Genomic DNA, 22044 nt, shown 5'->3' with positions numbered 1-22044 from the left:
ACGAAATGAAAAAAAATAAGAAAAAAAACGTACTGCCGGGTTTCGGCCTTTCGATGGGAATTACGACATTCTATATTAGTTTAGTTATTCTAGTTCCACTGTCTATGATTTTTATCGAATCCTCCAAATTAGGGTGGACTGAATTTTGGCAAATAGTAACAAGTAAAAGAATGCTTCATGCCTATAAAATATCGTTTTTGACAGCATTGGGCGCTGCAGTCCTAAATGCTATATTTGGCTTTATTATTGCCTGGGTACTTGTACGTTACACGTTTCCTGGAAAACGAATCATTGATGGTCTGATTGATTTGCCGTTTGCATTACCGACAGCTGTTGCAGGAATTGCGCTGACAACCTTGTATGCACAGGACGGATGGTTTGGACAATTTTTTGCAAGCTTCGGTATTAAAATAGCATTTACTCCTCTGGGAATTATGATTGCATTAGTGTTTATCGGTTTGCCTTTTGTTGTCAGGATGGTCCAGCCTGTATTGGAGAATATGGAGCATGAAGTAGAGGAAGCGGCAAATAGTTTAGGTGCCACAAAACGCCAAACATTCATAAAAGTCATTTTCCCGGAAGTTTTACCAGCAGTACTTGCCGGATTTTCATTAGCATTTGCCCGCGGGTTAGGGGAATATGGCTCGGTCGTTTTTATAGCGGGGAATTTGCCCATGAAAACGGAAATTGTTCCACTAATGATCATGACGAAGCTCGAGCAGTTTGATTATGCAGGCGCGACAGCCATTGCAGTCGTCATGCTAATGATCTCATTTATATGTTTGATAATTATTAATTTGCTTCAAAAATGGAGCAGGAAGCATGAATTGCACAATGAATAGGAGGTGGCATCAATGGTCACAAACGTAAGGGAATCCGAAAAGAATCATGGACATATTGCAAGCAAAAAGAAGGGACGGGGGAACTGGATAAAACGTACACTAATTTCATTAATGTTTTTATATTTGATTTTATTTCTGTTAGTACCCCTAATTTTTATTTTTGTTAGGGCATTTGAACAAGGTGCAGCGGTATACTTTGCGGCAGCTACAGACCGTGATGCCCTTTCAGCAATTAAACTAACGCTGCTTGTCACAGTCATTACAGTCCCGTTGAACACGGTTTTTGGGATTGCGGCAGCATGGTGTATTACAAAGTTTCAGTTTAAAGGAAAACAGGTGCTTTTATCGATTATTGAGTTACCATTTGCTGTTTCACCGGTAATCGCAGGGTTAGTATTTATTCTATTATTAAGTCCGAGCGGTGTGCTTGGTACTTTCATAACGGACTGGGGAATTCGACTTCTCTTTTCTGTACCGGGTATTATCATTGCCACGTTGTTTATTACGTTGCCATTTGTTGCCCGGGAACTTATTCCTGTCATGCAGGCACAGGGAACTGCTGAAGAGGAAGCCGCTGTTTCCCTTGGCGCGAATGGTTGGCAAATGTTTCGGCATGTGACACTCCCGGCAATTAAATGGGGGCTGCTATACGGCATGATTTTGTGTAGTGCTAGATCAATTGGTGAGTTTGGTGCCGTATCTGTTGTTTCAGGTCGTATACGAGGAATGACCAATACGATGCCATTACATGTTGAAATTCTGTACAACGAATATCAATTTACAGCAGCATTTGCTGTAGCCTCACTCATGTCATTATTAGCGCTCGTAACATTGATTATAAAATCATGGGTTGAGTGGAGAACGGAAAAAGAACAAAAGTATAAGGAGAGGTGAATGACGATGTCGATTGAAATAAGGAATGTAACGAAACATTTTGGTTCGTTTGAAGCATTATCCAATATCAGTTTAACGATTCCGAAAGGTGAACTCGTTGCATTACTAGGTCCGTCTGGTTCTGGGAAAACGACACTCCTTCGCATGATCGCTGGTCTGGAGTCAATTGACACAGGAGAAATTCTGTTTGACGGGCAGGATTTAAGTGAACTGCATGTCAATCAGCGAAATGTAGGGTTCGTTTTTCAACATTACGCATTATTTAAACATATGACGGTTTTTGAAAATATAGCATTTGGTTTAAAAGTGAGAAAAAGAAGCTTACGACCACCGAAGAAAATGATCGAGAAAAAGGTAAATGAATTGTTGGAATTAGTCAAATTGAGCGGTTTTGCAAACCGTTATCCTTCCCAGTTGTCAGGAGGCCAAAGACAGCGTGTCGCGTTAGCGAGGGCATTGGCAGTAGAGCCTAAAATATTGCTGTTAGATGAGCCATTCGGAGCACTCGATGCAAAAGTTCGAAAAGAGTTACGACGCTGGTTACGCAAATTACACAACGAAATTCAAGTAACAAGTGTATTTGTTACACATGACCAGGAAGAGGCATTAGATGTAGCAGACAGCATTGTCATTATGAACAAAGGGAAAATCGAGCAGCTAGGTTCCCCGTCGGAAGTATATGACAAACCCGCATCACCGTTTGTTTATGACTTTTTAGGAAGTGTGAATTTGTTTCATGGGCGCCTGAATCAAGGGAAATTACAGTTTGGTTCTACGCAGCTGGATGCGCCTGATTATTTACACGCAACCGATATTCAAGCAGTCGGTTATGTCCGTCCATACCACTTGAAAATTGAACGTCAAAATTATAGCGATGAAGCAATTCCAGCAACGATTATCTTTATGCATTCGATCGGTCCTACTTGGTATATAGAGATGAAAAGGGAAGACAGCGACAATTATGTAGAAGTAGAGCTGAGCAGAGAAGAGTATGAGCTTTTGCAATTGCAGCTCGGGGAACTCGTTTATGTCAGCCCGAAGGAAATGAAAGTATTCATTCCTGAAGATTTTGTGATTTAGGAGGGGAACCATTTTGTTAACATATGACAACTGGAGAGAAGAGAGCGTAACTTTTGATCATGAGGATGATTTTAAAGGAGCTCTTCAAGTATTGGAATGGAGCTATAAAACATACGGGGAAGAGATTGTTTATGCATGCAGCTTTGGCATTGAAGGCATTGTTCTAATTGATTTAATTGCAAAGGTAAAACCGGATGCCCAAATTGTCTTTCTAGATACAGATGTTCATTTTAAAGAAACGTATGAAACAATTGAACGTGTTAAGGCAAAATATCCGACTCTAAACATTATTTTGAAAAAGCCTGCACTGACACTACAGGAACAAGAGAAGGCATATGGGGATAAACTTTGGGAAACCGCACCAAATCAGTGCTGTAAAATACGTAAACTTGATCCGTTGAATGAGGTGCTTACTGGAGCGAAGGCATGGATTTCAGGGCTACGTCATGAACAGTCCGAAACAAGAAAGCATGTTCAGTTTATTAACAAGGACGATCGCTTTCAGTCTGTAAAAATCTGTCCGTTGATTCATTGGACTTGGAAAGATGTATGGCGTTATGTATCCAAGCATGAATTAACATATAACGTCCTCCATGACAATGGTTATCCGAGTATAGGATGCGAACATTGCACAAAGCCGGCATTTACAATGGAAGATCTACGCTCAGGTAGATGGCAGGGCCAAGGAAAGACCGAATGTGGATTACATGGATAACAACATATGATGAATAACTTTTACTGCGATATAAAAGAGTAGCTAGGAGGATTTTGTAAATGAAAGAACTTTCACATCTTGAACAACTAGAAGCAGAAGCAATATATATTATTCGAGAAGTAGCAGCAGAATGCGAAAACCCTGTAATGCTTTATTCAATCGGAAAAGACAGTTCGGTAATGTTGCATTTAGCATTAAAAGCATTCTATCCGGAAAAACCGCCGTTTCCATTTATGCATATTGATACAACATGGAAATTTAAAGAGATGATCGAGTTTCGTGATCGCCGTGCAAAAGAACTCGGTATTGAAATGATCGTTCATAAAAATGAAGAGGGTATTGCTCAAAATATTAACCCTCAAGATCATGGTGCAGCCTATACCGATATTATGAAAACACAAAGTCTTAAGCAAGGTCTGGATAAATACGGGTTTACCGCTGCATTTGGCGGCGGTCGCCGTGATGAAGAAAAATCTCGGGCAAAGGAACGTATTTTTTCTTTCCGTAACAAAAACCATGCATGGGATCCGAAGAATCAGCGTCCGGAAATGTTTAAGCTATTTAATACGAAAATTAACAAAGGGGAAAGCATTCGTGTCTTTCCCATTTCAAACTGGACAGAGAAAGATATTTGGCAATATATTCGTCAGGAAAATATCGATATTGTGCCATTATACTTTGCGAAAGAGCGCCCAGTTGTTTATCGGGAAGGTAATTATGTGATGGTTGATGATGATCGTTTACGTATTGAACCACATGAAAAAGTTGAAATGAAAAAAGTACGTTTCCGTACGTTGGGCTGCTACCCGTTAACAGGTGGCGTAGAATCCGATGCGGGTACTTTAGATGAAATCATAGAAGAAACATTAGGTGCTGTGACATCCGAACGTACTACTCGCGTAATTGATCAGGAAGCTGTAGGCAGCATGGAACGACGTAAGCGAGAGGGGTATTTCTAAGATGAAAAGTTTATTGAAATTCATTACATGCGGTAGTGTAGATGACGGCAAATCCACGTTAATCGGGCATATGCTGTATGATGCAAAGCTATTATTTGCCGATCAGGAAAAGGCATTGGAGCTGGAAAGTAAAGTAGGAAGCCGTGGCGGTGAACTCGACTATTCATTGCTTCTTGATGGATTAATCGCCGAGCGTGAGCAAGGGATTACCATTGATGTTGCCTATCGTTATTTTACTACGAATAAGCGTTCATTTATCGTAGCGGATACACCAGGCCATGAAGAATATACACGCAATATGGCGGTCGGCGCATCATTCGCTGACTTGGCTGTTATATTAGTGGATGCGACAAAAGGAATTATCACACAAACAAAACGTCACACGCGGATTTGTGCGTTAATGGGTGTAAAACATATCGTACTAGCGGTCAATAAAATGGACTTAGTTGATTTTGATCAACAGCGATTTAATGAAATCAAACAAGAATTCCTACAATTATCAGAGGCTTTCGATTTTGAAAGTATCCAGGCGATTCCAGTGTCTGCTACAAACGGAGATAATGTGACGCAGAATTTGGGAAATACAAAATGGTATAAGGAACTGGCTTTACTGCCATATTTGGAATCTGTAGCGGTTACAAAAAAATCGCAGCAACATTTCAAAATGGCCGTACAGCGTGTTAGTAGACCGGATCATACATTCAGGGGATTCCAAGGGCAAATGTCGGGTAGTATTGCGATAGGTGATGAAATCCGAACACTGCCAAGTAACGAAAGAGTGAAAGTCAAAAGTATTCTCGTAACGAATAAAGAAGTTGCTTCAGCAAATGACGGCAGTCCCGTAACGATCCAGTTAGACCGTGAAGTGGATGTGTCGCGAGGTTGCGTTTTAACGACAGCAGATACGATCAGCATTGCAGATTCGTTTTCAGCTCAAATTTTATGGATGGATAATGCGGCTTTAGTTCCGGGAAAAAACTATTCCGTAAAAATTGGAACAAAGACGATTCCGGGAACAGTTGTATCCATTGAGCATAAAATTGATATCAATACAGGCGAGGATATTTTAGCGGAACGAATCGAAAAGAATGAGTTAGCTACTTGTCATATTTTATTGGCTGAAAAGGTCGCATTTGATTTATTCAGTGAAAATGAAGAACTTGGCAGCTTCATCTTAATTGATCGAGTAACAAATATGACGTCTGCATGTGGTGTCATAAAAGAAGAGCTGAAGAATAATGATCATGTCATCTATCAGCATACAGATATTACGCGTGAGGTAAGGTCTGAACAAAAACATCAGAAACCATTTACATTCTGGTTTACGGGACTATCGGGTTCTGGTAAATCAACACTTGCGAATGAGGTGGAGAAGCGACTTGTCGTTTTAGGGTACCATACGATGCTTTTAGACGGGGATAATGTACGTCTTGGGTTAAATAAAGATTTAAGCTTTGACAATGCAGGACGTGCGGAAAATATACGCCGTGTTGCGGAAGTTTCAAAACTAATGAATGATGCCGGTTTAATTACGATTACTTCCTTTATTTCGCCTTTTGAACAAGAGCGTCAAAATGCGAAGCAAATTATCGGTGATAACTATATTGAAATCTATGTGAGTACACCATTGGATGTGTGTGAACAGCGTGATGTAAAAGGTCTGTATGAAAAAGCACGCGCAGATGAAATCCGAAACTTCACAGGTATTTCCAGTCCATATGAAATCCCGCAGAATCCGGATATTGTCATTGATACAAGTAATGGTTCGATCGAAGAGGCAACAGATTACTTAGTGAAAGAAATTATCGCGCTGATTCAAAAAAAATTATTATAGTAATAAAGGGAGTTGTCCTGGAAGGTGTAAATACCAATGGACTAACTCCCTTTTTTATTTTAGTATTTCTATACTGCTTTATTTAGGGTATAAGAAATAAGGGGTAGGCAATCGGTTTATTTAAATTTTAATAGACAACTTTTATTATGTAAAACCGAAGAAGAATAATTTGATGTAAAATAAACGGGAGGAGAAAACAATGATTTCAATCGGCTTAACGGGTTGGGGAGATCACCCGGAAGTATATAGTGAAGTTACTGCAGCAAAAGATAAATTATTTGATTATAGCGGGCATTTCCCTGTCGTAGAATTAGATACGTCCTTTTATGCGATTCCTTCACCGGTAAATGTGGAGAAATGGTGCAAGGATACACCGGATAGCTTCCAATTTGTTGTGAAGGCATATCAGGGCATGACAGGTCATTTACGGGAAGAACTGCCCTTTGAGACGAAAAATGATATGTTCAACGCATTCCGGAATTGTGCCGATACATTTCAAAAGTACGGTAAGCTTGCGATGGTACTTGTACAATTTCCTCCTTGGTTTGACTGCCAAGGTAAAAATGTTCAATATATCCGATATATCAAGCAACAATTACAAGGGTATTCTATTGCTATTGAGTTTCGCAATCAAACTTGGTACAGCCCTCAAATGAGAGAGAAGACAGTGCAATTTTTAAGAGACCATCAATTGATTCATACAGTCTGTGATGAACCGCAAGCAGGAAGCGGCTCGGTCCCTTTTGTTCCAATTGCTACTGATGAGAAAGTGCTCATACGTATCCATGGGCGCAATGTACATGGCTGGCGAAATATAGGCCATGGAGAGAACTGGCGAAAAGTACGTTTTTTATATGATTATAATGAAGAAGAACTGCAAAAACTTGCAGAAGAAATAAAATTTTTGGCTCGCCAATCAAAACATGTCTTCGTATTATTTAATAATAATTCCGGAGGGCATGCCGCAAAAAACGCAAAACGAATGCAGCAAATTCTTGATCTTGAATTTGATGGTTTAGCACCAAAGCAATTAGGTCTTTTTGAAGAATAACGAAGAGTGAGGTGGCAATGCAAAAGTGCGAGAAATAATTCATATATTCCATACGAATGATTTGCATAGTCATTTTACGTACTGGAAGCGCAGTCAGTCGTTTATTCAAATACAACGTCAAATACTGGCCGAAAAAGGCGAAACGAGCTTTCTGGTCGATTTAGGGGATCATTTGGATCGTTCGAATTTATATACAGAGGCAACACTAGGTAAAGGTAATATCAAAATGTTAAACGATGCTGATTATGATGTTGTGACAATTGGAAACAATGAAGGCATAACGCTTTCCTATAATTTGCTCTATCAATTATATGATGACGCACAGTTCGAAGTAGTTGTCGCAAATCTATATTCCCAGTCAGAAGAAAATCCAAGTTGGATGAAGCCATACACAATATTGACTACCCAGTACGGCACGAAAATAGCCGTAATAGCTGCGACAGCCCCGTTTGATCTTTTCTATAAGGAACTTGGGTGGAACGTAACAAACCCGCGTACAGAGCTTGTAAAGCTGGCCTTTGAATTAAAAAAACAGGCGGATATAATCGTTTGTTTATCACATTTAGGGATAACTGAAGATGAATTGCTGGCACAGGAATGTCCGATTATCGATGTGATCTTCGGTTCGCACACACATCATGTGTTTGAAAAAGGTCAAGTGGAAAATAACGTCCTTTTAACAGGAGGCGGGAAATTTGGCCAGTATACTGGTCAGTTAACGGTGGAATTTGACCACGCGTCCCGGAAGGTAGTAGAAAAATCGGATCGCCTATTTGAAAACGCTCTTTTACCAACAGTTGAAGAAGAAGAACAGTGGTTGTCCAATCTTCAAAAAGAAGCAAAGGCTATTTTGGAAAAACCTATTTTTACATTAACGAAACCCTACAATAAAGAATGGTTCCATCGTTCCCAATTATCGGATTTATTTGCAGAGTGTATGTATGATTATACAGAAGCGGATTGTGTCATGTTCAATGCTGGAATTTTTGTCGAACCACTACGCAAAGGGCTAATTTCTACATATGATATTCATAAAATTTTTCCCCATCCGATAAATATATGTGTTGTGCAAATAACAGGTAATGAATTAAAAGAAATTTTTACTCAATCCGAAAACGAAGATTGGCCACGTCTTGAATTAAAAGGTCTTGGCTTTAGAGGCGTTATTTTCGGGAAAATATTGAATTATGGTATTGAGATAACGAAGCAGCGCGAATTATATATTAACGGGAAACTTATGGAACCGGATCGGATCTACCGTTTAGCAACACTGGATCTCTTTACATTCGGGTATTTTTTCCCAAGCTTTAAATATGCCAAAAAACAATATCTTCTACCGGAATTTATCCGGGATGTTTTTAAAAATTATTGTATGAAAAAGTTTCAGTAATCTTCCAAAACCCCTCTTTCCAATTATATAATGAACGTAATAGTAGAATGGAGAAATAAATATAGATGCGATTAATATCGATAAATGTTTTGAAAGAAGGTATGGCAGTCGGCAGGACTATCTGGAATGAAGCCGGCCATCCACTGCTTCACAAAAACGTCGTTGTAACAAGCCGAATTATTGAAAGGCTGCGAGAGCTGAATATTCATTATTTATACATTGATGATAAACTATCAGCAGGAATTGAAATAGAAGAAACGATCGCTCCGTTAAAAAGAATGGAAGCCGTAAAAAATATGACTAAATCATTCGAAAATGTAAAAAAAGCTAAACGGGATCAGGCATCCTATGTACTGGATCAACAGTCCAAAGTGATTGGCTTAATTGTCGATGATATTATGAATGCCATCGTAAATAGCGAGGAAGTATTAATGGTGCTGACAGATGCGTATTTATATGATAAATATATTTATCAGCATTCATTCCAAGTAGCACTGTATTCAATCGCAATTGCTAAAGAAATGGGCTATTCTTACGAAGATATACGATTAATTGGAATTGGGGCAATTTTACATGATGTGGGGAAGCTACTTATTTCACCTGATATTTTACTAAAGCCGGGCAACTTAACGGATGAAGAATATGAAGAGATGAAGAATCATGCACGCTACGGATTTGATTTATTACGCAACTTACATTCAGTATCATTGCTCGTAGCACATTGCGCTTTCCAACACCATGAACGAATCGATGGAAGCGGTTATCCACGGGGGATTATTAACAATGAAATTCATCCGTTTGCAAAAATCATCGCTGTTGCAGATGTATTTGATGCATTGACATCGAATCGCATTTACCGAAAGAAAATGTTGCCTTCAGAAGCGATTGCAATCATTGACAAAGGTGATGGGAAGCTTTTTGATGCAAAGGTAATGGAGGCATTCAGACGGAGCGTAGTCCACTATGCAAATGGTACAATTGTGTTGCTCACAGATGGCCGACGTGGAATTGTATCGAAGCAAAACCTTGTTGATGTGACACGACCTTGGATCCGTATTTTCCAAGAAAACGGCAAAATGCTCGGCGCTACATATGAACTATGTTTAAGTGATTACCCGACAGTTGATATTAAAAAAGTTGATGTGGATTTTGAGGGAAATATTGAATAAAAAATCTTTCTTCTCATATTTTATGGGAAGGAGGATTTTTTTTGCGTTTTCGTAAAAGAAAGTGGAATTCCTATGGCAGGAAAAAAGGCAAAATGCATAATGTCGTAACGATCGTCATCGTCAGTATTATCGGCATGGTTTGTCTTAGTATATATGTCATGAACGGCAGATTAATGCCAACCTATTTGCAGTACGCGGAAGTTCAAACTCATAAAGTAGCTTCGTATGTCGTGAGTAAAGCAATTAATTCCAGAACATCGAGTGTACTTGATGTAAATGATGTCATCGTTGATTTACCTACACAGTCAGACGATATGATTACGACAAAATTTAATACGGAAATAATTAACCAAGTGCGTGCAGAAACGACAACATTAGTAAAAGAGTATTTAGAACAGGCCGAAAATGGAGATTTATCACATTTGCCAAATTTGGAAAATGTGGAATATGACGTAGGTAAAATGGAAGCAGGAGACGGAATCGTATTTTTCGTACCGTTAGGGCAGGCATTAAACCTTCCGATTATCGGAAATTTAGGACCTAAAATACCGATTCGCTTTCACATTATTGGTAATGTAAATAGTAATGTTGAGTCAACAGTAAGTGAATTTGGCATAAATAATGCAATTGTAGAAGTAAATTTACTGATTGGTGTTAATGTCCAGATTATTGTACCATTTGCCAGTAAGTCTGCATCGGTTGAACAGAAAATCCCAATTGCAATCGGTTTAGTAAGAGGGACAGTGCCGCATATTTACAGTGCAGGTGAAGGAGCACAGCCGTCTATTGAAGTACCAATCCCTTACGAATAGTAACTTAATTATGATAAATTAAAATTATAAGAATACTCTGTTGTTGGAAAGTAGTTAATATGATAATCTGACATCAGAAACATCGTAGCATTTGAGTGAGGGGAGTAAATGACATGACATCTTGTAAACCAACTAATCCGAGGGAAGAGCACTTACGCAAACCAGAGTGGCTAAAAATTAAGCTAAATACCAATGACGAATACAAAGCATTAAAAAAATTAATGCGAGACAATAATTTGCATACGGTATGTGAAGAAGCTCGCTGCCCGAATATTCACGAATGCTGGGGCGAGCGTCGTACAGCAACAATGATGATTTTAGGTTCTGTATGTACGCGGGCATGTCGTTTCTGTGCAGTTAAAACAGGATTGCCTAATGAATTGGATTTGGCGGAACCTGAACGCGTTGCAGATTCCGTTGCGTTAATGAACTTAAAACATGTTGTTATTACAATGGTAGCACGTGATGATCTGAAAGACGGTGGCGCGGAAGTATTGGCGGAAACGGTGCGTGCAATTCGCCGTAAAAGTCCGTTAACTTCTGTTGAAGTACTACCATCCGACTTAAGCGGCCGTGAAGAAAGTTTACGCATTCTGATGGATGCAAAGCCGGATATTTTAAACCATAATATCGAAACAGTACGCAGTTTGACACCACGTGTTCGGGCAAAAGCGACATATGACCGTTCACTGGAATTTTTACGCAGAGCAAAAGAAATGCAGCCAACTATTCCGACAAAATCTTCTTTAATGATTGGCTTAGGAGAAACGTTAGAGGAAATTTATGAAGTAATGGATGACTTGCGTGCAAACAATGTTGATATTATGACAATCGGTCAATATTTACAGCCTACGAAAAAACATTTGCCAGTAAAAAAATATTACTCTCCGATCGAGTTTGGCAAGCTGCGTAAAATCGCTATGGAAAAAGGCTTCAGTCATTGTGAGGCAGGTCCATTAGTACGCAGTAGTTACCATGCGGATGAACAAGTGAATGCAGCAAAACAATCAAGTGTTACATTGTAGAAAATAGACGTTCAACTTATTTTGGCGAGTATAATAATACTTGCTGAAAGACGGACTATAGCTGATTTCACCATATTTACCTACAAAATTTGTTGTGAATATTGCTTTCATCTTAAATATTCATTAACATGGAAATAGATAGGTGGTGTCTAGTTTGATTATTGCAGATGGGTATGCTTATGAAGTGATCGAAAATGTGCGGGAAGGCTTTCAAGAAGATGCATTTATCGCACGATACTCAGATATATTGACGAAATATGATTATATTGTAGGGGACTGGGGTTACGGTCAGCTACGTTTAAAAGGATTTTTTGATGACAAAAATCAAAAATCCACGTTTGATACAAAAATTAGCACGATTCAAGACTATTTGTATGAATATTGTAATTTTGGATGCGCCTATTTTATAGTTCATAAAACAGGCCGTGCACCAGAGCAAAAGAAGGAACCAATAATCGCACAACAAACTGAGGCAGAAGAGCCAGTAGAAACAGTTGAATAACGAACAAAAGAGGAGGCGTTGTATAGCGCCCCCTCTTTTTTAGCTTAATAGTTCACGCAAGTATTCTCGTAAGTCTTCCGTCTCTTCTTCTGTACGGTTATATACATGCTCTAAATAACCTGGCTCTTCCACATCATCTGCTCCAATGATGGCAAAACGCCCAAACTGAATATCAAGGACGAGCACTTTTCCGAAAAAGCGACTACTTTGTAATATGGCTAAATCATAACGCTGTGTTTTTCCGGCAAAGCTGACGAAGCGCGTTTTTGTATCTTCTACATCATCATATAAGAAAAATCTTTCCATTTTGTTTTGTACCCCTTCCATCTCTAAAGAATATGGTACTATATAAAGGAAAACACTATCAACTTTTATTGATTGAATGGAGGCTTTATCTATGTACTTCGTAGATAGAAATAAAATTACAAACAACTTAGCACACTTGGACGAATTATTGTCGATCTTTGAATCGACAGAAAACTGGTTAGCAGATGATATTCATAAGCTGGCATTACAGCGTATCGCCCATAATGTAATGGAAGCGATGATGGATGTAGGAAACCTGGTGATTGACGGTTTTATTATGCGTGACCCTGGAAGTTACGAAGACATTATCGATATTTTCGTTGATGAAAAAGTGATTACAGAAGAGATGGATGCACCATTAAAAACGGTTGTCGGCTTACGCAAAATGATCGTTCGTGAATTTATCGCTGTAGATAGTGAAGAAATTTTAAATGTATTAACAGCAAACTTAAATATACTAAAGCAATTTTCCCCAAAAGTTCACGATTACTTAACGAATGAATTAGGACCAGTTTCAGCATTCTTACCAGAGGATCAGGCATAATGTTCCCATATAAAGCGTATTGCTTTGATTTGGATGGGACAATCTATCGTGGGAAAGAAGCGATCGATTCTGCCGTAAAATTTGTTCATTTACTGCAGAACGAAGGAATTGAGCCGTATTATTTAACGAACAATTCATCGAAAACCCGTGAAAGACTGCAGCAAGTTTTACAAGATATAGGCGTGGATGCACCCCTTGATCATATTTATTCAAGTTCACTTGCAACGGCAGCCTATGTTGCAAAAATGAGTAGTAATAAAAAAGTAAATGTAGTCGGTGAATTGGGCATTCGTACTGCTTTAATCGAGCAAGGATTAGAAATTACCGATGAACAAAGCGATGTTCTTGTAATGGGCATTGACCGTCAAATCTCGTATGAGAAACTTGTAAAAGCATGTGACTATGTACAGAATGGTGCAAAGCTTATTGGAACAAATGGCGATATTAAATTTCCGAACGAAAGCGGTTTTACTCCCGGGAATGGATCATTTGTTCAATTAGTTGCAAATGTATCCGGAGTTACACCGACCTTTGTTGGGAAACCATCACCGGTAATGCTGCAAATCATTGCTGAAGAGCATCACTTTGAAAAGAGTGAAATGGTCATGGTCGGGGACAACTATGATACCGATATTTTGTGTGGAATAAACTTCGGTTGTAATACAATTCATGTCAATACGGGTGTTACGCCTACTGAGATTGTAAAAAAACAAGCAAAGTTGCCTAATTATTGTGTAGAAAATTTGTTGGAACTTATTAAATAAACAAAAAGAAATCCGGTGTGGGTCGTTTACCACAACGGATTTTCTTCTATATATTCATAAATGCGCTTCGTCAGCTCTTCTGGAGTATCCGCCTCAACTATATCCCCGTTCACAACAGCATAAAAGTTTTCGGCGCATTTTGTGCAGTAGCTTAAGCAGCCATATTCCAATACATCAATATCAGGATCTTGCTCCAGTTGTTCATATGTTTGTTGCGCACCATTTGCTAAATTACTAATGCAAAATTCGACTAATGGATTTAACATGTTGTCACCTCACTATTAGCAATCCTACTTTTTTTTGCTGAAAACGTCAATTTCTCTGATTTAATAACTTTCGGCTGATGTTTGAAAATCCTTGCGATCCTTTATAATGAAATGGCATCATTAACTTATGTGAATTTATTCACAAAATATCATTTAATATATTGTGAAACTTATCACAAACAGTTATAATACTTATGGAAACTTTGTGAACACAATTATGATGCCTAGCAGCTTCGTAATTGATTACTTACAGATATGAGGGAATATGCTATGCAAAAGTTAGTATTATTAGGTGGCGGATACGGAAATATGCGAATTCTACTTCGTCTATTGCCAAGCTTACCAGCGGATGTAGAAATTACATTGGTTGATCGTACACCATTCCATAGTTTGAAAACAGAATTCTATGCACTTGCTGCAGGTACATCAACAGATAAGGAAATCCGAGTTGCGTTTCCGGAACATGAGCGCTTAAAATGCGTTTACGGAGAAGTAGTACGTATCGACCGTGAAGATAAAAAAATTTATTTAGGTGACGGCGAGGAGCTTTCCTATGACCAGCTTGTAATTGGTTTAGGTTGTATTGATAAATACCATGGAGTGCCGGGTGCCGATGAATTCACATATAGTATTCAAACAATCGCCAAATCACGTAAAACTTTCGAAAAAGTATGCGGATTGGCTCCAGGTTCGACGGTTGCCATTATTGGTGCAGGTCTTTCAGGAATCGAGCTTGCGAGTGAACTACGTGAAAGCCGTTCTGATTTAAAAATTAAATTATTTGACCGTTCTCACCGTATTTTACGTGATTTCCCGGAAAAGCTAAGTGAGTATATTAAGTCCTGGTTTATTAAACATAACGTCGATGTAATCGCAGAATCGAATATTACGCGCGTTGAAGAAGGACGTTTATACAACCATGATGAAGTAATTGAAGCTGACGTAATCGTATGGACAGCTGGTGTACAGCCTGTGAAAATCGTTCGTGAACTGGATGTTGAAAAAGATAAATTCAATCGTCCGATTATTACGGATCATTATCATGTAGTTGGGGATGAAAATGTATTTGTAGTTGGAGATTGTGCTTCTTCACATTTACCTCCAACAGCGCAATTGGCAGAAGAACAAGGCGAACGTATCGTTAAAGTTTTAAAAATGCGCTGGAAAGGCGAGCCGCTTCCAGAAAAGCTTTCAGAAATCAAAATGAAAGGCTTTATGGGCTCCCTTGGGAAAAAGCAAGGCTTCGTTCATCTGGCGGATACAACTGTAACAGGACGCATTGCACGCCTTATGAAGTCGGGTCTGCTTTGGTACTACAAAAAGCAAAACGAAAACTAAAAATTGATCATCCCTGTAAAGGAATTCAATTTGACTTTAAAACAAAAAATTCAATTTCCTCGAGGAGAAAATTGAATTTTTTGTTATGTTAATATTTTTACTCTTCAGTTGGTACAAAACCTGCCGTTTCTAACGCTGTAAATACAGGCTTAATCTGCACATAGCCTTCACCAACTACTTCATCATTTACTAAAACTAAAGGGTAGAAAAATTCATCTTCTTGAATACGGTTTGCATAATCTTGATCACGTTCATTATCAATTACACCTTCAATATCGATATAGCGGATAGTAAACGGCTGTTCCGGATATTTTCGTGAAATTGCAGCTTGGAGCCATTCATATGTATCTTTGGAAGATGGTGCATTTACACAGCTGGCACAGATGATGTCAGCGCCGAATACTTCTATAACTGGATGAGATTGTGACATAGGAATTCCAACCTTTCGTGATTCAATAATGGATTTTTTTGCTCCTTCACATTATAATGATTTTAATGAAGGGAGTCGAGCAAAATGACAGAAACAGAACAATATGCACAAGTACAAGAAGTTTTAGATAAATTACGTCCGTTCTTATTACGTGACGGCGGAGACTGTGAATTGGTAGATATTGAAGAAGGTATCGTAAAATTGCGTTTATTAGGCGCATGCGGTAGCTGCCCAAGTTCTACAATCACATTAAAAGCAGGTATCGAACGTGCTCTTTTAGAAGAAGTGCCGGGTATCGTCGAAGTAGAACAAGTTTTCTAATTCAAGACTACAGAGCTGCCAAGAAAGTTTTTACTTACTTGGCAGCTCTTTTTTATTGGGCTATTTTACCGCGCTCTTGACGAACTAATTCCCATTGCTCTTTTGCCATATTAACGAGTTTAGCTTCTCCGCCTACACGTTGACTTTCAATTACACGTGAAAAGAAGCGTGTTGCATTTTCATAATCGCCAAGGCGACGGGACAACTCGGCGATCATATACACTATCCGTACACTGGACATTGTTGTGCCAGCATAATCTTCCGTCGAATAGCTTTCCATATAATGATCGCGTGCCAGTTTTAAAAAGCGCTGTTCCTGTGTATTATTTTTTAATGATCGATATAACCACGCCAACCGCAATGCCAAGCCTGATGTAATAACAAATTTTTCTTTTTTTATTGTTGCGCAAAACAATGCCAGTTTGTATGTTTGAATGGCCTCAAAAATAGAACGCTCATTACTGAAACTGTGCGGTACCCAATGACTGCAAATTTTTTCATTGATTTGTTCTTTCACACCTGGAGCAAAATATTTACTGAAGTCTTCCGTAAACGAAAACCCACAATGCTGACAAACAAATACATTATAATATAATGCATTCACGTAATTGTCTGTATAGACTGGTTGAAAGTCGGATGCTGTATGCTCTATTTTTATGGACTTGGTACGAACTTTTAGTGTAGAAAAATTTTTCTTGCAATGAATACAGTTCACTGTCTTATCGTAAAATGGGGAAATTTCCATAAAGGTTCATACCTTTCGTTTAATTATGTTCCTTTATTATAGCAAGGAAAATTAAAAAAATGTGATTAATATACCGAATTGATGTGAAATTTTTAGGTATTTTCTCCTTATAAGTTTTTACTCAATGCAGGAATATAATCAGGTAGAGCAGTTTTGTTGTCAGATAGGTTTTACAATTGATATGATAAATAAAAGAAAGTAGGTGACTGGAATGGCAAGTGAAAAACAAGTAATCATTTTAACAGAAGCGGCCTCATTTCAAGTCAAAGAAATGATGGTTCAAAACGAAGAAGAAAATGCGAGCCTGCGTGTAGCCGTAAAAGGCGGAGGCTGTAGTGGTCTTTCATACGGAATGGCATTCGAGCAAACAATTAATGATGACGACTTCGTTGACAGCCAACACGGCATTCAAATTATCGTATCAAAAGAAGATGCGGGTATTTTACAAGACACGAAAATCGATTTTAAACAATCATTAATGGGTGGCGGTTTCACAATCGACAACCCGAACGCACTTGCTTCATGCGGCTGCGGCACAAGCTTTAAAGCGGCAGCACGTCCGGCAGTAGAGCAACCATGTGAATAAAATGTAACCAATCTCGAAACCTTTAGCAGTGAACTTCCGCTAAAGGTTTTTTTCATGGGCATTTTGTTTCCGATTAGCAGAATAAATTATCATAATTTTAAAACTTATATTTCCTATAAAATAACTATGTTTTATTGGATGGTTTTGTATTATTATAAAGTTTGAATTATTATAGATTTATCACCATACTGCTAGGGGGCTTTTTTAAATGAGTGTTTTAGAATTACTGGATAAGTTAGATCAAATCGAAATTTTATATGAGCCAATCTATAGTGCAGATGGACATCGCATTGTGGCATATGAAGCAATAGGCCAAGTGGAAAGTGAAAATGAAAAAGAGCCGATCAACATCGAGCAATTTACATATGAAAAAGACGTACCGGCAGAAATCAGAGCAGAAATCGAGCAAATTTTTGTTCGCAGATCGTTGCAAAATGTTGCCCATTTAATTGATGATGTCGGTTTGTATATTCCGTGCAACCCTGAATTGCTTCTGCTGGATTTTGGGGAAAGTTATTTTACGATGCTGAAAGAAACAGTCGCTGAATCGAACCTCCGAAATATTACCCTTGTTATGACGGAACATCTTTACGAAGGGGAAATGAGTCAGCTGCAGCATTTAATTCGCTATATTAAAACATATGGCATCAAAATTGCATTGGCGGATGTCGGCTCACAAACACAGCTTGAAAATATTTTACTGCTTGAACCAGCTATTCTTAAAATCAATGTCGGCCAGTTGAACTATAATTTATGGGGTGCACAAAACCATGCGTTTTCAACAATCCGGACACTCGCTGTGAAGATGGGGACCCAATTATTAGTCGAAAATATTGAAACGGTCTATCAGTTACAGCACGGCTGGAAAAACGGTACCCGTTATTTCAAAGGGCCATATTTGCAACTGCCGCATAAAGAGCTGCAAGTACGCGATTCTTTAAAAGAACGTTTCCGCAAAGATTGTGAACAGTTTATTGCGACTGAAAAGAAACTGCTTCTGCAAAAATATGAAGAAATGAAACGTCTTGAACGGATGATTTGTTCAACAGTCGATCAAATCAATCCATCCACTTCACAGATTGATAAACTGATGCAGCTGGCAAACTCTCTGGAAAACTGCGCGTTTCGTATTTATATTTGTGACAGCAATGGTTTCCAAACATCCCCGAATATCCGATGGAATGATGGTAAATGGGAAAAGCAAGAAAAAATCATCGGTAAAAACTGGAGCTGGCGACCATACTTTTTGCTGAACATTATTAAAATGACAAAAGACAATAAAGGCGAGTTGTCTTCCGTTTACAGCGATATCGAAACAGGCGAGTTGACACGAACGTATTCAATGGCTATTTCAAATGAAGAGTTTTTGTTTATTGATATAAAATACGATTACTTATATGAACATAATATTGTCAATTGACGGCATGAATAATATCCATATGTTTGAAATCATTCAGTAAAAACGCTACTATTATTATAGTATTTCAGTAAAAAACCGTTTACTGGCGTTCTATAAAATTAGCAAACAGATTTATAGTGCCGGTTCATTAAAATGAAGGGGTTTGATTGAATGAAGAGACCGACAATTTTAGTATTGGGCGCAGGGTACGGAGGATTAACAACGATTGTAAATCTTCAAAAATTAATCAATACAAATGAAGCAGAAATTATTTTAGTGAACAAGAACGACTATCATTATGAAACAACTTGGCTGCATGAAGTAGGAGCAGGTACGATTTCTCCGGATAAAGCACGTTATCCGATTTCAAAAGTTATTAATCACAATGTAAAATTCGTCATTGCCAATGTAGAAAACATTGATGTCCATACAAAGAAAGTAGAAACATCAGCCGGTGAGTTTTCGTACGACTACTTAGTAATCGGCTTAGGCTTCGAAGGGGAAACATTCGGTATTCCTGGTTTGAAAGAACATGCATTATCATTGACGAATATTAATACCGCACGCCAAGTTCGTGAGCATATCGAGTATCAGTTTGCATCCTGGACATTGGATGAAGTGAAAGACGACAGTAAACTTACGATTGTCGTAGGTGGAGCGGGCTTTACAGGCATAGAATTTTTAGGGGAGCTCGGTAACCGGATTCCTGAGCTTTGCAGAGAATTTGATATTCCTCAGGATAAAGTACGTCTTCTTTGTGTGGAAGCAGCACCGACTGTATTACCTGGATTCGATCCGGAATTAGTTGATTATGCACAGGAACAATTGCGTAAAAAAGGTGTGGAATTTTCTATCGGCACACCGATTGTGGAAGCAACAGCAGAAGGTGTGAACATTAAAAAAGATGAAGAAAACACGGAATTCATTAAAGCCGGTACAGTTGTATGGGCTGCAGGAGTACGCGGAAATGCTTTAATCGAGTCTTCCGGTATTGAATCGAACCGTGCACGAATTGCAGTTCGGGAAGATATGCGCGCACCAGGCTTTGATGATGTCTTTGTAGTGGGAGACTGTGCATTTTTACTGAATGAGGAAACAGGCAGACCTTACCCGCCGACAGCTCAAATTGCGATGCAGCAAGGAGACATCATTGCCAAAAATATCAAACATCTAATGAATGATGAGCCGACAGAAGTATTTGCTTACGATGATAAGGGAGCTGTTTGCTCATTAGGTCAGGAAGATGCCATTGGAACAGCATTTGGCCGTAAATTTACAGGGAAGCCTGCATCAGCATTAAAGAAAGTCGTTGATGACCGCGCATTATATTTAGTCGGCGGTGTCGGCTTAACGTTGAAAAAAGGGAAATTCAAATTTATATAAACGAACTTCAAACTTGCAAACGAGAGTGTAACGCTTCCTTTGCAAGTTTTTTTATCAGTAGAGCAAAGGGGAATGTTAGTTATGAAAAAGGATCGAGGAAAAGTTTGGCTTGGAGTTGCAGCAATTGTTGAAAATTCAGCAGGAGAATGGCTGCTCGTGAAAAAAACATACGGGGGACTAAAAGGGGCCTGGTCTTTACCGGCAGGATTTGTACAGCCAGCCGAAACAGTGACGACGGCTGCGATGCGTGAAGTGTTGGAAGAGACGGGGATTCATTGCGAAGTAAAGGGACTTGTCGGCTTCCGTTCAGGTGTGATTCTGAATGATATTAGTGATAATATGGCGATATTTTATTGTAAGCCGGTCGATAATGACCAGCCTTTTACTTTGCAGGAAAGAGAAATCGGTGAAGCATGCTGGATGGCACCAAGTGAAATTATCCATCATGAACTGTCATCGGTTATGCTTAGAGAAATGGCAAACCAGCATGCGGCACAGCATATCCATCCGATTATTGAAGGTGTGAATCCCGGGGACGTTTTCGGTTATAGCGAATATCATCTGTTTTTCAAAAAATAACCGTTTTACATTATGAAGGGATTCTGACAATATTAGTATTCTATACGTTATTTTGGATGTTGAATTGAAAGGACCCGTTATATCATGTAAAATTATGATAGATTAATGGGGGTATACATAACATGAATGATGTTTCGCTAGTACAAGTAATCATTTCCGTCGTATTATTTTTTGTCATGTTTTTCGGTATCGGTTTTTTATTGAATATGTTATTGCGGATGACATGGTTGATGGCTATTGTCTATCCGGTTGTCGTAATTTTCATCATTGATGAAGTAAGCTTTTTGGATTATTTCTTTAAGGCAGGGACAGCCTTTCCAGCTTTAATCGATAAAGTTCAAGCATTAAAGATTGTTGATATTGTTATTTTATCTGGTGGTTTCGGCGGGGCGATCGTATCGGGCTTTGTTATGATTGCGCTGCGAAAAGCAGGATACCGCATGTTTTAGTCTGCTTCAGCGGAGTCCCGCAAAAAAATAAAGGGGTATGTTAAAAGCCGGTTTAGCCTTTAACATGCCCCTTTTTTTATAACACTTGAATGGTGTACCATAAAGCCGCAAAAACAATCCCTGCCAATCCCCCGATGAATACTTCGCTTTTTTTGTGACCTAATAATGTTTTTAAATCCTCTATTTTTTCCTGCTCATTCATTTCCGGCCAACGTTTAATTTCATCAAAAAACAAACGGAGATCGTGGCGCAGTTCGTTTAAAACGGCCGCGTGTTGTCCAGCCTGAAAGCGGACATGGCTCGCATCATACATGACGATTCCGGCCAGCATCGCTGCAACAGCGAAAGTCGGTGAATCAAATCCGGTCTCAATACCGACCGCCGTTGCAACACTTGTTACAGCTGCTGAATGGGAACTTGGCATTCCGCCGGTAGATGTCAGCAAGCTCCAATCCACTTTTTTTGTTACGATAAAATGAATCGGTACTTTTAAAATTTGCGCAAAAACAATCGCAAAAACCCCAAGCCAAAGCGGCGTATTTTGTAGAAGTTCGATAATTACACCTACTTTCTCCTCATTGCTATAATTATATCATTTTCCCTATAATCGTTTGAATTTAAACTTGCAGAAAAATAAAAATTATTGGATGTTTCGTTACCC

At 38.8% G+C, this 22044-nt stretch carries 25 protein-coding genes and 1 pseudogene; 21 read left to right on the top strand and 5 right to left on the bottom strand.

The genetic code is table 11. From position 1 onward, the window contains the following. Positions 1 to 5 precede the first annotated feature (5 nt). The 12 genes from cysT (at position 6) to MKX73_RS02100 (ending at position 12273) form a co-directional block, all read left to right on the top strand. Positions 6 to 842, top strand: a complete 837-nt coding sequence (gene cysT / locus MKX73_RS02155) for a sulfate ABC transporter permease subunit CysT (RefSeq protein ID WP_340716081.1) — start codon at positions 6 to 8, stop codon at positions 840 to 842. Positions 843 to 854: 12 nt separating this feature from the next. Beyond that, positions 855 to 1736: a sulfate ABC transporter permease subunit CysW gene (gene cysW, locus MKX73_RS02150; RefSeq protein WP_340716080.1), complete on the top strand. Its 882-nt coding sequence runs from the start codon at positions 855 to 857 to the stop codon at positions 1734 to 1736. Between the two features lie 6 nt (positions 1737 to 1742). Next, entirely contained in the window at positions 1743 to 2816 is a 1074-nt protein-coding gene (locus MKX73_RS02145) for a sulfate/molybdate ABC transporter ATP-binding protein (RefSeq protein ID WP_340718829.1), read from the top strand. Between the two features lie 13 nt (positions 2817 to 2829). Continuing rightward, positions 2830 to 3531 carry a phosphoadenylyl-sulfate reductase gene (locus MKX73_RS02140; RefSeq protein ID WP_340716079.1) on the top strand — a complete coding sequence of 234 codons (702 nt, stop codon included), beginning with the start codon at positions 2830 to 2832 and terminating at the stop codon, positions 3529 to 3531. A gap of 59 nt (positions 3532 to 3590) precedes the next feature. Then, entirely contained in the window at positions 3591 to 4490 is a 900-nt protein-coding gene (cysD, locus tag MKX73_RS02135) for a sulfate adenylyltransferase subunit CysD (protein WP_340716078.1), read from the top strand. Position 4491: 1 nt separating this feature from the next. Further along, complete coding sequence (gene cysC, locus MKX73_RS02130) at positions 4492 to 6324, top strand: adenylyl-sulfate kinase (protein ID WP_340716077.1); 1833 nt, start codon at positions 4492 to 4494, stop codon at positions 6322 to 6324. Between the two features lie 199 nt (positions 6325 to 6523). Further along, entirely contained in the window at positions 6524 to 7375 is an 852-nt protein-coding gene (locus MKX73_RS02125) for a DUF72 domain-containing protein (RefSeq protein ID WP_340716076.1), read from the top strand. Between the two features lie 25 nt (positions 7376 to 7400). Continuing rightward, the gene (locus MKX73_RS02120) at positions 7401 to 8765 is read left to right on the top strand and encodes a bifunctional metallophosphatase/5'-nucleotidase (RefSeq protein WP_340716075.1); all 1365 of its coding nucleotides are present in this window, start codon (positions 7401 to 7403) and stop codon (positions 8763 to 8765) included. A 65-nt stretch (positions 8766 to 8830) separates the two neighbouring features. After that, entirely contained in the window at positions 8831 to 9934 is a 1104-nt protein-coding gene (locus MKX73_RS02115) for an HD-GYP domain-containing protein (RefSeq protein ID WP_065216300.1), read from the top strand. 41 nt (positions 9935 to 9975) lie between these two features. Then, positions 9976 to 10746 carry a sporulation protein YunB gene (gene yunB / locus MKX73_RS02110; protein ID WP_008408660.1) on the top strand — a complete coding sequence of 257 codons (771 nt, stop codon included), beginning with the start codon at positions 9976 to 9978 and terminating at the stop codon, positions 10744 to 10746. Positions 10747 to 10859: 113 nt separating this feature from the next. Beyond that, positions 10860 to 11771, top strand: coding sequence for a lipoyl synthase (gene lipA / locus MKX73_RS02105; protein ID WP_008408659.1), 912 nt, complete (start codon positions 10860 to 10862; stop codon positions 11769 to 11771). A gap of 154 nt (positions 11772 to 11925) precedes the next feature. Further along, positions 11926 to 12273, top strand: coding sequence for a YutD family protein (locus MKX73_RS02100; protein ID WP_008408658.1), 348 nt, complete (start codon positions 11926 to 11928; stop codon positions 12271 to 12273). A gap of 39 nt (positions 12274 to 12312) precedes the next feature. Here MKX73_RS02100 and MKX73_RS02095 read toward each other — a convergent pair whose 3' ends face one another. Next, positions 12313 to 12579 carry a DUF3055 domain-containing protein gene (locus MKX73_RS02095; RefSeq protein ID WP_008408657.1) on the bottom strand — a complete coding sequence of 89 codons (267 nt, stop codon included), beginning with the start codon at positions 12577 to 12579 and terminating at the stop codon, positions 12313 to 12315. A 91-nt stretch (positions 12580 to 12670) separates the two neighbouring features. Here MKX73_RS02095 and MKX73_RS02090 point away from each other — a divergent pair, with 91 nt between their 5' ends. Continuing rightward, a complete protein-coding gene (locus MKX73_RS02090; protein ID WP_340716074.1) occupies positions 12671 to 13123 on the top strand; it encodes a DUF86 domain-containing protein in 453 nt (150 codons plus the stop codon). Next, positions 13123 to 13887, top strand: a complete 765-nt coding sequence (locus tag MKX73_RS02085) for a TIGR01457 family HAD-type hydrolase (RefSeq protein WP_340716073.1) — start codon at positions 13123 to 13125, stop codon at positions 13885 to 13887. Before MKX73_RS02090 ends, MKX73_RS02085 begins: the two co-directional genes overlap by 1 nt. Before the next feature lie 26 nt (positions 13888 to 13913). On the opposite strand, the gene MKX73_RS02080 is transcribed toward MKX73_RS02085, so the two are convergent. Continuing rightward, positions 13914 to 14153, bottom strand: coding sequence for a YuzB family protein (locus MKX73_RS02080; RefSeq protein WP_340716072.1), 240 nt, complete (start codon positions 14151 to 14153; stop codon positions 13914 to 13916). Positions 14154 to 14423: 270 nt separating this feature from the next. On the opposite strand from MKX73_RS02080, the gene MKX73_RS02075 reads away from it, so the two are divergent. Further along, a complete protein-coding gene (locus MKX73_RS02075; RefSeq protein WP_065216297.1) occupies positions 14424 to 15491 on the top strand; it encodes an NAD(P)/FAD-dependent oxidoreductase in 1068 nt (355 codons plus the stop codon). Positions 15492 to 15588: 97 nt separating this feature from the next. On the opposite strand, the gene MKX73_RS02070 is transcribed toward MKX73_RS02075, so the two are convergent. Continuing rightward, positions 15589 to 15921, bottom strand: coding sequence for a YuzD family protein (locus MKX73_RS02070; RefSeq protein WP_065216296.1), 333 nt, complete (start codon positions 15919 to 15921; stop codon positions 15589 to 15591). Positions 15922 to 15949: 28 nt separating this feature from the next. On the opposite strand from MKX73_RS02070, the pseudogene MKX73_RS02065 reads away from it, so the two are divergent. Then, a pseudogene (locus MKX73_RS02065) lies at positions 15950 to 16242 on the top strand (NifU family protein). A gap of 52 nt (positions 16243 to 16294) precedes the next feature. Here the strand turns inward: MKX73_RS02065 and MKX73_RS02060 are convergent. Next, positions 16295 to 16987, bottom strand: coding sequence for a DUF2225 domain-containing protein (locus MKX73_RS02060; protein ID WP_340716071.1), 693 nt, complete (start codon positions 16985 to 16987; stop codon positions 16295 to 16297). 211 nt (positions 16988 to 17198) lie between these two features. On the opposite strand from MKX73_RS02060, the gene MKX73_RS02055 reads away from it, so the two are divergent. The 5 genes from MKX73_RS02055 (at position 17199) to MKX73_RS02035 (ending at position 21383) form a co-directional block, all read left to right on the top strand. Then, positions 17199 to 17573 carry a HesB/IscA family protein gene (locus tag MKX73_RS02055; RefSeq protein ID WP_008409036.1) on the top strand — a complete coding sequence of 125 codons (375 nt, stop codon included), beginning with the start codon at positions 17199 to 17201 and terminating at the stop codon, positions 17571 to 17573. Positions 17574 to 17781: 208 nt separating this feature from the next. Beyond that, positions 17782 to 18993: an EAL-associated domain-containing protein gene (locus MKX73_RS02050; protein WP_340716070.1), complete on the top strand. Its 1212-nt coding sequence runs from the start codon at positions 17782 to 17784 to the stop codon at positions 18991 to 18993. 150 nt (positions 18994 to 19143) lie between these two features. Next, complete coding sequence (locus tag MKX73_RS02045) at positions 19144 to 20355, top strand: NAD(P)/FAD-dependent oxidoreductase (RefSeq protein WP_340716069.1); 1212 nt, start codon at positions 19144 to 19146, stop codon at positions 20353 to 20355. A gap of 81 nt (positions 20356 to 20436) precedes the next feature. Next, positions 20437 to 20934 (top strand): NUDIX hydrolase, encoded by a 498-nt coding sequence (locus MKX73_RS02040; RefSeq protein ID WP_340716068.1) that lies wholly within the window; start codon positions 20437 to 20439, stop codon positions 20932 to 20934. Positions 20935 to 21056: 122 nt separating this feature from the next. Beyond that, positions 21057 to 21383, top strand: a complete 327-nt coding sequence (locus MKX73_RS02035; RefSeq protein ID WP_340716067.1) for a YuiB family protein — start codon at positions 21057 to 21059, stop codon at positions 21381 to 21383. Between the two features lie 76 nt (positions 21384 to 21459). On the opposite strand, the gene MKX73_RS02030 is transcribed toward MKX73_RS02035, so the two are convergent. Then, positions 21460 to 21939, bottom strand: coding sequence for a divergent PAP2 family protein (locus MKX73_RS02030; RefSeq protein WP_079524169.1), 480 nt, complete (start codon positions 21937 to 21939; stop codon positions 21460 to 21462). Between the last annotated feature and the right edge of the window lie 105 nt (positions 21940 to 22044).

The sequence above is a fragment of the Solibacillus sp. FSL W7-1436 genome, assembly GCF_038007305.1.
Taxonomy (GTDB): domain Bacteria; phylum Bacillota; class Bacilli; order Bacillales_A; family Planococcaceae; genus Solibacillus.
The sequence above is the reverse complement of the archived record's forward strand: the minus strand, read 5'-3'. Positions and strand labels throughout refer to the sequence as shown.

Bases quoted from the DNA above. Each gene is read 5' to 3' on its own strand.
- MKX73_RS02050 (WP_340716070.1), top strand. From the start codon at position 17,782: ATGAGTGTTTTAGAATTACTGGATAAGTTAGATCAAATCGAAATTTTA.
- MKX73_RS02085 (WP_340716073.1), top strand. From the start codon at position 13,123: ATGTTCCCATATAAAGCGTATTGCTTTGATTTGGATGGGACAATCTAT.
- MKX73_RS02040 (WP_340716068.1), top strand. From the start codon at position 20,437: ATGAAAAAGGATCGAGGAAAAGTTTGGCTTGGAGTTGCAGCAATTGTT.
- MKX73_RS02115 (WP_065216300.1), top strand. From the start codon at position 8,831: ATGCGATTAATATCGATAAATGTTTTGAAAGAAGGTATGGCAGTCGGC.
- MKX73_RS02070 (WP_065216296.1), bottom strand. From the start codon at position 15,921: ATGTCACAATCTCATCCAGTTATAGAAGTATTCGGCGCTGACATCATC.
- MKX73_RS02145 (WP_340718829.1), top strand. From the start codon at position 1,743: ATGTCGATTGAAATAAGGAATGTAACGAAACATTTTGGTTCGTTTGAA.
- MKX73_RS02045 (WP_340716069.1), top strand. From the start codon at position 19,144: ATGAAGAGACCGACAATTTTAGTATTGGGCGCAGGGTACGGAGGATTA.
- MKX73_RS02075 (WP_065216297.1), top strand. From the start codon at position 14,424: ATGCAAAAGTTAGTATTATTAGGTGGCGGATACGGAAATATGCGAATT.
- MKX73_RS02090 (WP_340716074.1), top strand. From the start codon at position 12,671: ATGTACTTCGTAGATAGAAATAAAATTACAAACAACTTAGCACACTTG.
- cysW (WP_340716080.1), top strand. From the start codon at position 855: ATGGTCACAAACGTAAGGGAATCCGAAAAGAATCATGGACATATTGCA.
- MKX73_RS02125 (WP_340716076.1), top strand. From the start codon at position 6,524: ATGATTTCAATCGGCTTAACGGGTTGGGGAGATCACCCGGAAGTATAT.
- MKX73_RS02060 (WP_340716071.1), bottom strand. From the start codon at position 16,987: ATGGAAATTTCCCCATTTTACGATAAGACAGTGAACTGTATTCATTGC.
- lipA (WP_008408659.1), top strand. From the start codon at position 10,860: ATGACATCTTGTAAACCAACTAATCCGAGGGAAGAGCACTTACGCAAA.
- cysD (WP_340716078.1), top strand. From the start codon at position 3,591: ATGAAAGAACTTTCACATCTTGAACAACTAGAAGCAGAAGCAATATAT.
- cysC (WP_340716077.1), top strand. From the start codon at position 4,492: ATGAAAAGTTTATTGAAATTCATTACATGCGGTAGTGTAGATGACGGC.
- MKX73_RS02080 (WP_340716072.1), bottom strand. From the start codon at position 14,153: ATGTTAAATCCATTAGTCGAATTTTGCATTAGTAATTTAGCAAATGGT.
- MKX73_RS02035 (WP_340716067.1), top strand. From the start codon at position 21,057: ATGAATGATGTTTCGCTAGTACAAGTAATCATTTCCGTCGTATTATTT.
- MKX73_RS02055 (WP_008409036.1), top strand. From the start codon at position 17,199: ATGGCAAGTGAAAAACAAGTAATCATTTTAACAGAAGCGGCCTCATTT.
- MKX73_RS02095 (WP_008408657.1), bottom strand. From the start codon at position 12,579: ATGGAAAGATTTTTCTTATATGATGATGTAGAAGATACAAAAACGCGC.
- cysT (WP_340716081.1), top strand. From the start codon at position 6: ATGAAAAAAAATAAGAAAAAAAACGTACTGCCGGGTTTCGGCCTTTCG.